General features: G+C 66.3%; 14 protein-coding genes. 7 read left to right on the forward strand and 7 right to left on the reverse strand.

What is annotated here, in order from left to right; all coding sequences use genetic code 11:
* Nucleotides 1–20 precede the first annotated feature (20 nt).
* Nucleotides 21–1,601, forward strand: coding sequence for an aldehyde dehydrogenase (NADP(+)) (locus tag ACI2KK_RS06845; protein ID WP_404668365.1), 1,581 nt, complete (start codon nucleotides 21–23; stop codon nucleotides 1,599–1,601).
* A 253-nt stretch (nucleotides 1,602–1,854) separates the two neighbouring features.
* Here ACI2KK_RS06845 and ACI2KK_RS06850 read toward each other — a convergent pair whose 3' ends face one another.
* Nucleotides 1,855–2,604, reverse strand: coding sequence for a FadR/GntR family transcriptional regulator (locus ACI2KK_RS06850; RefSeq protein ID WP_369990997.1), 750 nt, complete (start codon nucleotides 2,602–2,604; stop codon nucleotides 1,855–1,857).
* Between the two features lie 164 nt (nucleotides 2,605–2,768).
* Between ACI2KK_RS06850 and ACI2KK_RS06855 the strand changes: the two genes are divergently transcribed.
* The 4 genes from ACI2KK_RS06855 (at nucleotide 2,769) to ACI2KK_RS06870 (ending at nucleotide 7,109) form a co-directional block, all read left to right on the forward strand.
* Entirely contained in the window at nucleotides 2,769–3,179 is a 411-nt protein-coding gene (locus ACI2KK_RS06855; protein ID WP_404668366.1) for a DUF2946 family protein, read from the forward strand.
* Between the two features lie 65 nt (nucleotides 3,180–3,244).
* Entirely contained in the window at nucleotides 3,245–5,398 is a 2,154-nt protein-coding gene (locus tag ACI2KK_RS06860) for a TonB-dependent receptor (RefSeq protein ID WP_404668367.1), read from the forward strand.
* Nucleotides 5,399–5,644: 246 nt separating this feature from the next.
* The gene (locus tag ACI2KK_RS06865) at nucleotides 5,645–6,475 is read left to right on the forward strand and encodes an AraC family ligand binding domain-containing protein (protein ID WP_404668368.1); all 831 of its coding nucleotides are present in this window, start codon (nucleotides 5,645–5,647) and stop codon (nucleotides 6,473–6,475) included.
* 49 nt (nucleotides 6,476–6,524) lie between these two features.
* Nucleotides 6,525–7,109 carry a LysE family translocator gene (locus tag ACI2KK_RS06870; RefSeq protein ID WP_404668369.1) on the forward strand — a complete coding sequence of 195 codons (585 nt, stop codon included), beginning with the start codon at nucleotides 6,525–6,527 and terminating at the stop codon, nucleotides 7,107–7,109.
* On the opposite strand, the gene gcvA is transcribed toward ACI2KK_RS06870, so the two are convergent.
* On the reverse strand, nucleotides 7,051–8,022 hold the full coding sequence (gene gcvA / locus ACI2KK_RS06875) for a transcriptional regulator GcvA (protein WP_404668370.1): 972 nt from the start codon (nucleotides 8,020–8,022) through the stop codon (nucleotides 7,051–7,053). The genes ACI2KK_RS06870 and gcvA overlap by 59 nt on opposite strands.
* 245 nt (nucleotides 8,023–8,267) lie before the next feature.
* Between gcvA and ACI2KK_RS06880 the strand changes: the two genes are divergently transcribed.
* Nucleotides 8,268–8,744, forward strand: coding sequence for a hypothetical protein (locus ACI2KK_RS06880; RefSeq protein WP_404668371.1), 477 nt, complete (start codon nucleotides 8,268–8,270; stop codon nucleotides 8,742–8,744).
* 41 nt (nucleotides 8,745–8,785) lie between these two features.
* On the opposite strand, the gene ACI2KK_RS06885 is transcribed toward ACI2KK_RS06880, so the two are convergent.
* Entirely contained in the window at nucleotides 8,786–9,139 is a 354-nt protein-coding gene (locus tag ACI2KK_RS06885) for a VOC family protein (protein WP_404668372.1), read from the reverse strand.
* 158 nt (nucleotides 9,140–9,297) lie between these two features.
* On the opposite strand from ACI2KK_RS06885, the gene ACI2KK_RS06890 reads away from it, so the two are divergent.
* Complete coding sequence (locus ACI2KK_RS06890) at nucleotides 9,298–10,074, forward strand: ParA family protein (protein WP_404668373.1); 777 nt, start codon at nucleotides 9,298–9,300, stop codon at nucleotides 10,072–10,074.
* 334 nt (nucleotides 10,075–10,408) lie between these two features.
* On the opposite strand, the gene ACI2KK_RS06895 is transcribed toward ACI2KK_RS06890, so the two are convergent.
* Genes ACI2KK_RS06895 through ACI2KK_RS06910 form a run of 4 tightly spaced genes read right to left on the reverse strand, consistent with a single transcriptional unit; the run spans nucleotide 10,409 to nucleotide 13,444 of the window.
* On the reverse strand, nucleotides 10,409–10,786 hold the full coding sequence (locus ACI2KK_RS06895; protein WP_217838852.1) for a response regulator: 378 nt from the start codon (nucleotides 10,784–10,786) through the stop codon (nucleotides 10,409–10,411).
* 44 nt (nucleotides 10,787–10,830) lie between these two features.
* Nucleotides 10,831–12,057, reverse strand: coding sequence for an ATP-binding protein (locus tag ACI2KK_RS06900; protein ID WP_404668374.1), 1,227 nt, complete (start codon nucleotides 12,055–12,057; stop codon nucleotides 10,831–10,833).
* Nucleotides 12,027–12,626 carry a chemotaxis protein CheB gene (locus ACI2KK_RS06905; protein ID WP_404668375.1) on the reverse strand — a complete coding sequence of 200 codons (600 nt, stop codon included), beginning with the start codon at nucleotides 12,624–12,626 and terminating at the stop codon, nucleotides 12,027–12,029. Before ACI2KK_RS06905 ends, ACI2KK_RS06900 begins: the two co-directional genes overlap by 31 nt.
* The gene (locus ACI2KK_RS06910; protein ID WP_369990987.1) at nucleotides 12,623–13,444 is read right to left on the reverse strand and encodes a protein-glutamate O-methyltransferase CheR; all 822 of its coding nucleotides are present in this window, start codon (nucleotides 13,442–13,444) and stop codon (nucleotides 12,623–12,625) included. Before ACI2KK_RS06910 ends, ACI2KK_RS06905 begins: the two co-directional genes overlap by 4 nt.
* Between the last annotated feature and the right edge of the window lies 1 nt (nucleotide 13,445).

Consider the following 13,445-nt stretch of genomic DNA (forward strand, 5'->3'; position numbering starts at 1 on the left):
AGTGACTACAGGAGCACCCCATGCCTGACATCCTCGGCCACAACTTCATCGCCGGCCAGCGCAGCGCCGCCGGCCCGCAGCGCCTGCAGAGCCTGGACGCCACCACTGGCGAGGCCCTGCCCTACAGCTTCGTGCAAGCCACCGAGCAGGAAGTCGACCAGGCCGCCAAGGCTGCCGCCGGCGCCTTCGCCGAGTTCCGCCAGCTGGCCCCGGCGCGGCGCGCCGAATTCCTCGAAGCCATCGCCGCCGAACTGGACGAGCTGGACGACAGCTTCGTCGCCATCGTCTGCCGCGAAACCGCCCTGCCTGCTGCGCGCATTCAAGGCGAGCGCGGCCGCACCAGCGGCCAGATGCGCCTGTTCGCCCAGGTACTGCGCCGCGGCGACTACCTCGGTGCGCGCATCGACCTGGCCCTGCCAGATCGCCAGCCGCTGCCGCGCGTAGACCTGCGCCAAATGCGCATCGGTGTCGGCCCGGTGGCCGTGTTCGGTGCCAGCAACTTCCCGCTGGCCTTCTCCACCGCCGGCGGTGACACCGCCGCTGCTCTGGCCGCCGGTTGCCCGGTGGTGTTCAAGGCCCACAGCGGCCACATGGCCACCGCCGACCTGGTGGGCTGCGCCATCGTGCGCGCCGCCGAGCGTACCGGCATGCCCAAGGGTGTGTTCAACATGGTATTCGGCGGTGGCGTGGGCGAGTGGCTGGTCAAGCACCCGGCCATCCAGGCCGTCGGCTTTACCGGTTCGCTCAAAGGTGGCGACGCCCTGTGCCGCATGGCCGCCGAGCGCCCGCAACCGATCCCGGTGTTCGCCGAGATGTCCAGCATCAACCCGGTGATCGTGCTGCCGGGCGCCCTGGCCAAGCGTGGCGAAGCCATCGCCCGTGAGCTGGCAGGTTCCGTGTGCATGGGTGCCGGGCAGTTCTGCACCAACCCGGGCATGGTCATCGGCCTGCAGTCGCCGGCCTTCACTCAACTGCTGGGCGAACTGGGCCAGCACCTCGACCAGCAAGCCGGGCAAACCATGCTCAATGCCGGCGGCCTGCGCAGCTACGTTGGCGGCCTGGAGCACCTGGGCGCCCATGCCGGTATCCAGCACCTGGCCGGCCAGGCTCAGGAAGGCAGCCAGGCCCGCGCCCAGCTGTTCAAGGCTGATGCCAGCTTGCTGGTGAACGCCGACCCGCTGCTGCAGGAAGAAGTGTTCGGCCCGGCCACTGTGGCCGTTGAAGTGAAGGACAACGAGCAACTGCGCGCTGCCCTGCAGGGCCTGCGCGGCCAGCTGACCGCCACCCTGATCGGCGAGGCCGAAGACTTCGAAGCCTTCGCCTGGCTGGTGCCGCTGCTGGAGGAGAAAGTCGGGCGCATTCTGGTCAACGGCTACCCGACCGGTGTCGAGGTGTGCGAGGCGATGGTCCACGGTGGCCCGTACCCGGCCACCTCCGATGCCCGCGGCACCTCGGTGGGCACCCTGGCCATCGACCGCTTCCTGCGCCCGGTGTGCTACCAGAACTACCCGCAGGCGCTGCTGCCTGAAGCCCTGCGCGACGGCAACCCGCTGGGGCTGCGCCGCCTAGTGAACGGCCAGTGGAGCGACAAGGCGCTCTAGGCTTTGTACGAAAAGTGCCTTGATATGAAAAAGCCCCGCATAAGCGGGGCTTTTTTGTGCCTGTTGTGCCGGCCTTTTCGCGGGTAAACCCGCTCCCACAGGGGTCACCTGTTGCCTGAGGGCAGCATATAACCTGTGGCAGCAACTGTTTTGTGCTGCCTGTGCTGGCCTCATCGCCGGCAAGCCGGCTCCTACAGAAGCTGATGCAATCCCTGTGGGAGCGGGTTTACCCGCGAAGAGGCCGGCGCAGGTGTCAGACGCCCTGCGCCTCGGCCTCTTCATGGGCCTGGCGCAGGCGCTCGCGGCTGTTGCTCAGGTGCAGGCGCATGGCCATTTTCGCCCCTTCGCTGTCACGCCGAGCAATGGCTTCGAAGATCGCTTCGTGCTCGTGCATCAGCCGGCCCATGTAGTGGGCCTGGTCGTCATGGGCCAGGCGCGCAGAATTGAGCCGGGTGCGCGGGATGATGCTGGTGCCCAGGTGGTGGATGATATCGGCGAAGTAGTGGTTGCCGCTGGCCTGGGCGATGCGCAGGTGGAACTGGAAGTCCGCCGACACCGCGTCCGAAGCATGCGCCGCGCCCTCGTTGAGCTCGTCCAGCGCAGCGCGCATGCCGGCCAACTGCTCGTCGTCGCGGCGCAGTGCGGCAAGGCCTGCGGATTCGATTTCCAGGGCGATGCGCAGCTCGAGCACCGACAGCACCTCACGCAAGGTGACGATGGTCGCCGGGTCGATACGAAAACCGCCGGTGGACGGCGCATCCAGCACGAAGGTGCCGATGCCGTGGCGGGTCTCGACCTGGCCTGCAGCCTGCAGGCGCGAGATGGCCTCGCGCACCACCGTGCGGCTGACACCCTCCTCGACCATGATCTGCGATTCGGTCGGGAGCTTGTCGCCGCGCTTGAGCTGGCCGCTGCGGATGCGTTCGGTCAGCACCGTGACCAGTTCCTGCGCCAGGCTGCGGGGTTTGCGGCGGGTGCGTGGCTGTGCCTGCTGCTCTGTCATGCCCTGTACATTTGGTAGTGATAGACAGGCGTCATCATAGCGCATGCGGTTGTACGATCACATATGCAGTGTGGGCTTTTCATTTTGCACAGGCCCAACAACATCGCCCTGCGACAATCCACCACACCTGCCCTCGACGTGGCCGAATGCTAGATTCCCCGGCCATGAAACCCACCCGCCAAACCCGCACGCTGACCGCCTGGGCGCTATACGCCAGCGTGCTGTTCAGCCTGATGCTGTGCGGCCTGCACCACGGGCAAATGTCCGGCCTGAGCCTGTCTGGCCTGCAAGGCGGTTTCTGCGCACTCGACAGCAGCCACGGCCCAAGTGCAATCGACCTGGCCCCCAGCGGCAGCGACCAGCACATGGCCCAGCTCGACTGCCCGGTGTGCTCATCGTTCGCCCTGGCCGTGCCACTTGCCAGCCACGGCTGGTCGTTCAGCCAAAGCCTGGGCAAGGCGCCCTCACCCATCGTCACGCGTAGTTGGGCGCAACCGCCGCCACGCTACCTGCGCCACAGCATCAACCCTCGCGCCCCGCCACACCGGTTCCCCGCAGCAAACACCCTGGCCTGACCCCGGCAGGTGCCTCTGCGCGCCCAGGGCCAGGCTTGCCATGACCCTTGCGTGGAACCCGCACGATGATCCGCAACACCTCCCTGGTGCTCATGATGAGCGCCACCAGCAGCTGTGCCTGGGCGCAAAGCGCCCCAGTCGAACTGACCGCCACCACCGTCGACGGTGAACGCGAAGCGCCCTCTGGCGTGCAACTGGATACGCCGATCGAAACCGGCTCGCGCCTGGGCCTGAGCGCCCGCCAGACACCCGCCTCGGTCAGCGTCTCGGACCGCCGCGTGATCGAGCAGCGCGATGCCAAGGACACCCAGGACATCATCAACGCCATGACCGGCGTCAACGCCTCGGCCAACCCCGGTTACGGCGGCTTCGTCACCTACCGCGGCTTCACCCAGAACCAGGTGACCCAGCTGTACAACGGCATCAACCTTGGCTACAGCAGCGCCACCCGGCCGGTGGACGCCTGGGTGATCGACCGCGTCGAGTTGCTGGGCGGCCCGTCGTCGTTCCTGCACGGCGCCGGCGCCGTCGGCGGCTCGATCAACTACATCAGCAAGCTCGCCAGCCGCGACACGCAAACCGTCGACGCGCGCCTGCGCTACGCCAGCTACGACGACAGTGAATACGCCTTCGGCATCAACCAGGCACTGGCCAGCAACCCCGCCGATGCGCGCCATTTCGCCCGCCTGGACTTCAGCCACAGCCAGGGCGACGGCTATATCGACCGCAACCGGCGCGAAAGCGACACCCTGGCCTTCTCGCTGCTCAGCGACCTCACCCCGGCGCTCACCCACACCCTGGCCATCGAGTACCAGGAGGACCGCGAAGACAGCCCCTACTGGGGCTCGCCGATCCTGCCCGGGCGCAGCACCATGAAAATCGACAAAAGCCGGCGCTTCGAGAACTACAACGTCGCCGACGGGCGCTATGAACAGCGCGTGCGCTGGCTGCGCTCGATGCTCGACTACCAGGTCAGCGACAGCACCAGCCTGCACAGCACGCTGTACCAGTACGAGGCCCAGCGCGACTACCGCAACCTCGAACGCTACCGCTACAACGGCGCAGGCGACGTGGTGCGCTCCGGCCCCTACCTGCAGCGCCACCAGCAGAGCGTGCTGGGCGAGCGCATCGAGCTGCGCCACGACAATCACCTGTTCGGCCTGGCCAGCCAATGGTCGCTGGGGCTGGACTGGTCGCACATGCGCCAGAGCCTCTACCCCACCTCCGGCAACTGGAGCGACACGGTGGACCCCGAGCACTTCGACCCTGGCAGCTTCGACGACATCCCCGGGGTGAACGGCGGCTTGAAGAAGCAGCGCCGCCACGAAACCAGCAACCGCGCACTGTTCGCCGAGAACCGCCTGGAGCTGACCGACCGCCTGGCCCTGCTGACCGCGCTGCGCTACGACTACCTGGACATGCAGGTGACCAACTACGGCCCCGTCAGCGCCACCGCACCGGCTTACTTCGAACGGCGCTGGGAGCCGCTGTCCGGGCGCGCCGGCCTGACCTACACACTCACCCCATCGGCCAGCCTGTATGTGCAGTACAGCACCGCCGCCGACCTGCCCGCCGGCTCCCTGGCGGCGGCCACCTACTCCAACGTCGGCCTGTTCGATTTGTCCAAGGGCGAGCAGTGGGAGGCCGGCAGCAAGTTCGACTTCCTCGACGGCCGTGGCGCGGGCACCGTCGCGCTGTACCGCATCGTGCGCAAGGACTTTGCCGTGGCCGATACCAGCAACCCCAACCAGAGCGTGCAGGCCGGCCAGCAGACGTCGCGCGGTCTCGAACTGGCCGGGCGTCTGCAGGTCACGCCAAAGCTGCTGGCCGAGGCCAACTACGCCTACGTCCAGGCCCGTTACGATGCCTTCAACGAGGCGGTCAACGGCGTGTCGGTGTCGCGCAAGGGCAATGCCCCGGTGAACGTGCCGGCCAATGTCGGCAACCTGTGGCTGACCTATAGCTTCACGACTGATTGGTCGGCCGGGGTCGATGCGCGCTACGTCGATTCGGTCTACGCCGACAACGCCAACACCCTGAAAGCCCCGGCCTATACCCTGTTCGGCGCCTTTGCCCGCTACCGCCTGGACAGCCACACCACGCTCACCGCGCGGGTGCGCAACCTCACCGACCAGGTGTATGCCAAGCAGGCCTACAACACCCAGTACTACATGGGTGCGCCACGGACCTTCGAAGTGGCGATGGACCTGCGGTTCTGACCGATCCTTTGGTTTGGCGCTGACGCGTGCCTGGCACCGGCTGCGCCGGTGTTCGCCGGCAAGCCGGCTCCTACAGGTACCGCGCCGAGTTCGGGCTTGGCGCGATCCCTGTAGCGAACACCGGCGCAGCCGGTGCCACGCCGCGCGGCGTTCACTCACAGGTTGCCGTCGGCGTGCACATTCGTTCCAGACCTGCCCGCCAAGCTGGGTTAAGGTAGTCACTTTCCACCTACGACACCCGCCGCCATGAGCCACTGGATCGACCTCAGACAGGACGCCGACACCGGCATCGAGTCGGTCCGCGCGCATTTCACCGGCCATGCCTACGACCCGCACTGGCACGACAGCTTCCTGGTCGGTGTCACCGAGCAAGGCGTGCAGCAGTTCAACTGCCGCCGGGTGCGCCACCAGAGCACACCCGGCCAGGTGTTCCTGCTCGAGCCTGGCGACCTGCACGACGGCCTGGCGCCCACCGACGAAGGCTTCACCTACTCCACCCTGTACCTCGACGCGCTGTGGCTTGAGGCCGAACTGCGTGCGCTGTTCGAGCACGCCCCCTCAGGCGCGTTGCCCAGCTTCGCCGCCACCCTGCACTGCGATGCGCGGTTGGCCGGGGCGACGGTGCGCGCCTTCCAGTCGGTGCACCAGCAAGAGCTGCGCATCGTTCGCCAGACCGCGCTGGACGACCTGCTGGCCTGCCTCACCGGCCACCTGCAGTGGCGCAAACGCCTGGACCCGGACCCACGCCTGCCGCTGACCGCCCAGGTGGCCCGCGACTACCTGCATGCGCACCTGGACCAGGACATCGGCCTGGAAGACCTGGCGCGGGTGTGCGGTGTCGATCGCTTTCGCCTGACCCGGGCCTTCAAGGCCGCGTTCGGCCTGGCACCGCACGCCTACCTGATCCAGCTGCGCCTGGCCCGGGCACGGCAGTTGCTGGCCCGCGGCCAGACGCCGTCGCAGGTGGCCATGGCCCTGGGCTTTGCCGACCAGAGCCACCTGGGGCGCTGGTTCCGCCGGGCGTTCCGGCTGACCCCGGCGGACTACCGCAGGCGCTGCTCAAACCTTCCAGACTGAGCCGGCGGCACCGGCCAACATGGCGCTTCGATCCATCGGAGCCTTGACCATGTCGCACACCTTGCTGCCCTTTTTGTTGTTCGCCCTTGCCTCAAGCATCAGTCCCGGGCCGACCAACCTGCTGATCCTCGCCCAGGGAGCCCACCACGGCCTGCGTGCCAGCCTGGCGCCAATGCTGGCCGCCTGCGGCGCGGCGGCGGCCATCGTGCTGCTGGTGGGGCTGGGCCTGGGCGAAGTGCTGTTGCGCCACCCGCTGGCCCAACAACTGATGAGCTGGGCCGGGGTGCTGTGGCTCAGCTGGCTGGCCTGGCGCATGCTGCGCGCCGCCGGCGAGCCGCTGCAGACGGGCAATGCCGGTGGCTTCAGCGCCTGGAGCGCGGCCACCTTGCAACTGGTCAACCCCAAGGTGTGGCTGATGGCGGTGGCGGTGATCGGCGTGTTCGCCACCCCGCTGCTGCCGGTGTGGCGCCTGGCGCTGGTGTTTCTGCTGGTGGCGGTGCCGTGCATGGCGGTGTGGGCCTTGCTCGGGGCCGGCAGCGCCCGCTGGCTGCGTTCGTCCAGGGCGCTGCGGCTGTTCAACCAGAGCCTGGCGGGGGTTCTGCTGGTGTCGGCGTGGTCGGCGCTGCTGGTGTAGCGCGGGCCTCGTCGTGCAGCCACTGGCGGAACGCCTTGACCTTGGCCAGCGCTGCGCATTCCGGGCGATAGACCACGTAGTAGGCCTGGGTCAGCGGGCAGTCCAGCCCCTTGTCGGCGAACGGGCGGATCAGTCGCCCGGCCGCCAGGTCGTCACGCACCATCACGCTGCGCGCCAGGGCCAGGCCCTGGCCCTCCATGGCCGCCTGCAACACCGCCGCAGAATTGTTGATGCGCAACCCGGCGCTGGCCTTGATCGCGGTATGGCCGGAGGCATCCAGCCACATGCGCCAGGTGGGGTAGTCGGGGGAGTCGGCCATCGACAAGTCGTGGATCAAGGTGCTCGCGGCCAGCGTCTCAGGGCTCAGCATGCCGCCCACAAGCCCCGGAAAACCCGGCGCACAGACCGGGAACATGACCTCGTCGAGCAGGTGCTCGGCCACCAGCCCCGGCCATTTGCCGGCGCCGTAGCGCACCCCCACGTCGATGCGTTCGGCGTGAAAGTCCACCGGGCGGGCGTTGGTATCAAGCAGCACATCCAGCTCCGGGCAGGCCTGCTGAAAACGTTCGATGCGCGGTAGCAGCCACTTGGAGGCGAACGCCGGGCTGACGCTGACGGTAAGGCCGGTGCGCGCCCCTGCCTCCTTGAGCCGGGCCAGGCCCAGGGTCAGGCGGTCGAAGCCGTCGCGGATATCGGGCAGTGCCGCACGCGCGGCGTCGGTCAGTTCCAGGCGTGCCGAACCGCTGCCGGCGCGGGTGAACAAGGCGGTGCCCAGCCAGTTTTCCAGGTTGCGTACCTGCTGGCCGACGGCTGCCGGGGTGACGTTCAGCTCCTGGGCCGCGGCCGAGAAACTGCGGTGCCGCGCGGCGGCTTCGAAGGCGCGCAGGGCGTTGAGGTAGGCTGGGGTGGTCATGGCTAGATTTTCTTTTCCGTGCTTTTAGCAGCCAGCACAGATTGCGCCTTGAAAAGCCATGAAACAAGATAGTTTTTCTAGGCTGACTCACGTGGGAGCGGGCTTGCCCCGCGATGAGGCCAGCAGCAATCAGGTTGGTTGCAGGCCCGCCCCCATCGCGGGGCAAGCCCGCTCCCATAGAATTCCCCACAGTGACGCTTCCCAGTACACTCCCCGACCTGAACCGTGCCCAAGGCCCCTACCCCATGCTTGTTCTGCGTAAACACCTGCTGCCCCTGCTGCTGCTCACCGCCCTGACCGCCTGCGACCAGAAACCCAGCCGCGAACAACAGATCGTCGCCAGCCTGCCGTTGCAGGAAGCCTACGACCACAACATCGAGCGCATGGCCAAGCTGCTGGCCATGACCCACCGCCAGGTCCCGGAAGAACAGATTCGCGAAGTGCTGCGCAAGCACCTCACCGTCGAGGACCAGCGCCAGGACCTGTACCGCCTGTACAGCGAGAAAAACTTCAACGACCAGGAGTTCGCCCTGATCATCGAGGCCACCCGCGACCCGGCCAAGGCCAAGGCACTTGAAGACACCGACGAAGGCAAACGCCTGGGCGAGAAGCTCACCGGGCTGATGCGCGAAAGCGCCAACGACCCGAAGGTGCAGGCCATCGTCGAGCAGCGCATGCGTGAGGTAAACGTCGAGCTCGAAGGTATGGACCAGGCCCGCTGAAACAGCCCTGGCGCATCAACCCGGCAGTTGCCCAGGCATCGTCAAGCGGCTGACCACACCGCCAGCTCGTAGCCGTCCGGGTCGATGAAGTGAAAGCGCCGCCCGCCCGGGAAGGCGAACACGGCCCGGCTGATGCGCGCCCCTGCCGCTTCGACGCGGCGCTGGGTTGCAGCCAGGTCGTCGGCATACACAATGACCAGCGGCCCGCCCGGGCGCACCGGCTCGCCGGTGGTGAACCCGCCGGTGAGGCGGCCGTCGCTGAATTCGCTGTAGGTCGGCCCGTAGTCGGTGAAGGCCCAGCCGAATACCTGACCGTAGAACGCCTTGCTACGGGCGATATCAGCCACGTTGAACTCGATGTTGTCGACCTGGCGGTCCTTGCCTCGCATGCCCATGGCGGCCTCCTTGCACTGAATGAAACCGCGAGCATAGAACAAAACCGCTCTGGCACGGCACCTGCGCGTGACTTGTAACAAGCCTTGTCTTAAAACTGTCATGTTGCGGTCATAGGATTGACCTCGATCTGACATTTTTCATCAGGGATGACCAAACCATGCGTCGCGTCGTGTTCAACCAGAAAGGTGGTGTCGGCAAGTCCAGTATCGCCTGCAACCTTGCCGCTGCCAGTGCCGCCGAGGGCTATCGCACCCTGCTGGTGGACCTCGACCCGCAGGCCAACGCCACCTACTACCTCACCGGTTTCACCGGCGAGGCGATACCGTCCGGTATTGCCGACTTCTTCCGCCAGACCCTGGCGCCCAACCCGGCCACCGGCAAGAAGCACCGCGTGGCGATCACCGAAACCCGCTACGCCAACCTGCACCTGGTCACCGCCAGCCCCGACCTTGCCGACCTGCAGGGCAAACTGGAAAGCAAGTACAAGATCAACAAGCTGCGCAAGCTGCTGGTGGAGCTGTCGGCGGACTACGAGCGGATCTACATCGACACCCCGCCGGCGCTGAATTTCTACACCTTCAGCGCGCTGGTGGCGGCCGAGCGGCTGCTCATCCCCTACGACTGCGACAGCTTCTCGCGCCAGGCGCTGCATGCGGTGATGGCCGAAGTGGAAGAACTGCGCCAGGACCACAACGCAGCGTTGCAGGTTGAGGGGGTGGTGGTGAACCAGTTCGCCGGCCGCACCGCCCTGCACCAGACCCTGGTGGAGCAGTTGCGTGGCGAGGGGCTGCCGGTGCTGCCGGTGTACCTGAGCAGTTCGATCAAGATGCGCGAGTCGCACGAGGCGGCGGTGCCGCTGGTGCACCTGGCGCCGAAGCACCGGCTGACGCAGGAGTTCGTCGAGTTGCTGGATGTGCTGGAGCGGGTGGCCTAGGCCGGCAGGAAAACGCCCTGTAGGAGCAACTGTCTTGCTGAAAATCTAGAAGCGGGAGTGATTCCTGTGGGAGCGGCTTTAGCCGCGAAGCAGGCAGCGCGGTGGCTGGCACCGGCTTTGCCGGTGTTCGCGGTGGTCCGGCACTCCGGCAAGCCCGCTCCCACAGGATCGTGCAAAGCCTGAATCCAGCGCTGCACCTGTAGGAGCGGCCTTGTGTCGCGAAAGGGCTGCATAGCAGCCCCAGGATTTGCGCATCATGCAAGATCGCCGGGGCCGCTTTGCGGCCCTTTCGCGACACAAGGCCGCTCCTACAGGTTACGTACAGGCCGCCCCTTCAGCGCAGCAACGCCTGGATCTGCTCGTGCAGGGTGTCGAGGTCGAACGGTTTGGCCAGGATCGGCGCGCGGCGGGCGATGGGGCTGCCGGACTCGAGGATCTCGGCCGGGTAGCCGCTGATGAAGATCACTTTCAAATCCGGGCGCAGCTTCACCGCAGGCTCGGCGATCTCCACCCCGGAAATACCGCCCGGCAGGCGAAAATCGGTGACCATCAGGTCCAGGTGCGGCTTGCTGGCCAGGATCGCGAACGCCTCTTCGCCGTCCTCGGCCACCAGCACGTGGTAACCCTCGCCGGCCAGGTAATCGCGCAGAATCATGCGAATGGCCGGTTCGTCCTCGACCACCAACACCACATCTTGTGCATCTTCACTCATGACAACGCCTTCAAATTCAACAGGATGGCTATCAGACCCCAGGCCTACGCAGAGGTTGCCTGCGTCTGGTCGCTTTGTTGCACCACCACCGGCAGCGGCAGGTACACGCTGAACGTGGCGCCCTGCCCTGCGGCGCTGTGCACCTCGATGCGCCCGCCGTGGGCCAGCACGATCTGCTCGGAAATATACAGCCCCAACCCCAACCCGCCACTGGCTTGCTGGGCAGCGACGCGCTCGAACTGCTGGAAGATGCGCCGCTGGTTCTGGCTGTCGATGCCGATGCCGGCGTCCTGCACCTGCACGCAGGCCATGGCGCCTTCCTCGAACACCCGCACCTGCACCGGCTTGCGCTCGCCGTAGCGCAAGGCATTGGACAGCAAGTTGGCCAGCACCTGCTCAATGCGAAACTCGTCCCACTCCCCTTGCAGCGCCTGGCAGTGCTCCAGCTCGATATAGGTGTCCAGCGCGTCGGCCTGGGCGGCGAAGTTTTCCACCAGGCCGTTGACCAGAGCGACCAAATCGAAGGCCTTGGGCCGGATCGACAGCTTGCCGGTGCGGATGCGCGATACGTCGAGCATGTCCTCGACCAGGCGGATCAGGCTGTTGATCTGCCGCTCATCACGCTCGACCATGGCCTTGAGCTTGTCTTCGCTGAACGCTGCCAGGTTGCCGCGGTTCAGGTGCATGCGCCGCAGCTGGGCTTCGAGGATCAAGCCATTGAGCGGGGTGCGCACTTCGTGGGAGACGATCGACATGAAGTCGTCGCGCATGCGTACCGCGCGCTCCAGCTCGCCGCGCGCCACCTGCAACTGGCCCAGCAACTGCTCCTGCTCGGCGCGGCTGCTTTCCAGCGCCTGCAACTGGCGGTCGAGGGCCTTGCGCTGGCAGAACAGGTCGACGAACACCGACACCTTGCTTTTCACCGCCAGGGTATCCAACGGTTTGTGCAAGAAGTCCACCGCGCCGCTTTCGTAGCCCTTGAACGCGTAGTTCATCTCGCGCCCGGCGGCGCTGACGAAGACGATGGGGATGCTGCGGGTCTTTACCATGCCGCGCATCAGCTCGGCCAGCTCGAAACCGTTCATGCCCGGCATCTGCACGTCGAGAATGGCCAGGGCGAACTCGTGTTCGAGTAACAGCGCCAGCGCCTGTTCCGCCGACTGGGCCGGGTACACCTCGCGGTCCGGGCCCTGGATCAGGGCGTCGAGGGCCAGCAGGTTCTCCGGCAGGTCGTCGACGATCAGCAGTTTGGCGATTGTTTGGCTTGGCATGCACTGGGTTCCAGGGTGGCGAGCAACTGCCCGATACCGCTCAGGGAAAGAATATGGTCGGGATTGTGCAGGGCCAGTGCGGCCTCCGGCATCAGCGCGACCTGTGCGTCACGGGGGTCCTGGACCACGGTCCGGCCCCCGTTTTGTTTGATCTGCAAAAGGCCCCGGGCACCGTCTTCATTGGCCCCGGTCAGCAACACGCCGAGCAGGCCGGCGCCGTAGGTGTCGGCGGCTGACTCGAACAGATAATCGATGGCCGGGCGCGAGAAATGCACCGGTTCCTCCTGGCTGAGCGAAAGCGTGAAGTCCCGCTCCACCGACAAGTGATAACCAGGCCCGGCCACATAGACCACGCCATCCTCGATACGTGCCTTGTCCTGCGCTTCGCGCACCGGGCGCTGCAGGCGCCGCTGCAACACTTCAGCGAGCTGGCTGTGGCGATGGTCAGGCAGGTGCAGCACGCACAACACCGGCAGCCTGAAGCTGTCGGGCAGCGCGCCGAGCACGCTGAACAGCGCGGTAACGCCGCCCGCCGAGGCGCCGATAACCACTGCGCGCAGGCCGCTCATGATTTGCGGTAGATCCGTTCGGGTTTTACCAACGGCTCGAAGCGCTCGCCGTAGGCCGAAAAGTCCACCGATTCCTTGCTGCCCAACACCAGAAAGCCGCGGTGGCACAGCGACTCATGGAACAGCCCCAGGGCGCGGTCCTGCAGGTTCTTGTTGAAGTAGATGAGCACGTTGCGGCACGACACCAGCTGGGTTTCGGAGAACACGCTGTCGGTGGCCAGGCTGTGGTCGGCGAAGGTCACGTTGTCGCGCAGGCTGCTGTCCATGATGGCGTTGCCGTAGGCGGCGGTGTAGTACTCGGCAAAATCCCGGCGCCCGCCGGCCTTGCGGTAGTTGTCTTCGTACTCGCGCATGCTTTGCATCGAGTAGATGCCCTGCTTGGCGCGCTCCAGCGAATGCGGGTTGATGTCGGTGGCGTAGATGATGGTGCGCTCCAGCAGCCCTTCCTCGCGCAGCAGGATGGCCATGGAGTACACCTCCTCGCCGGTGCTGCAGCCGGCGATCCACACCTTGATCGACGGCCAGGTGCGCAGCAGCGGCACCACTTCCTCGCGCAGCGCCAGAAAATGCCCGGGGTCGCGGAACATCTCGCTGACCGGGATCGTCAGGTACTGCAGCAGCTCCATGAACATGCCCGGGTCGTGCAGCACGCGCTCCTGCAGCGCGGTTACCGTGCGGCAATCGAACTGGCGCAGCGCATGCAGGATGCGGCGCTTGATCGAAGCGCCGGAGTAGTCGCGAAAATCGTAGCTGTACTTGAGGTAGATGGCCTCGATCAGCAAGCGGATCTCGATGTCGGTGTTGCGTTCACTGGTCAAG

It is taken from the genome of Pseudomonas sp. NPDC089406 (genome assembly GCF_044900265.1).
In the GTDB taxonomy this organism is placed as follows: Bacteria; Pseudomonadota; Gammaproteobacteria; order Pseudomonadales; family Pseudomonadaceae; genus Aquipseudomonas; species Aquipseudomonas fakonensis.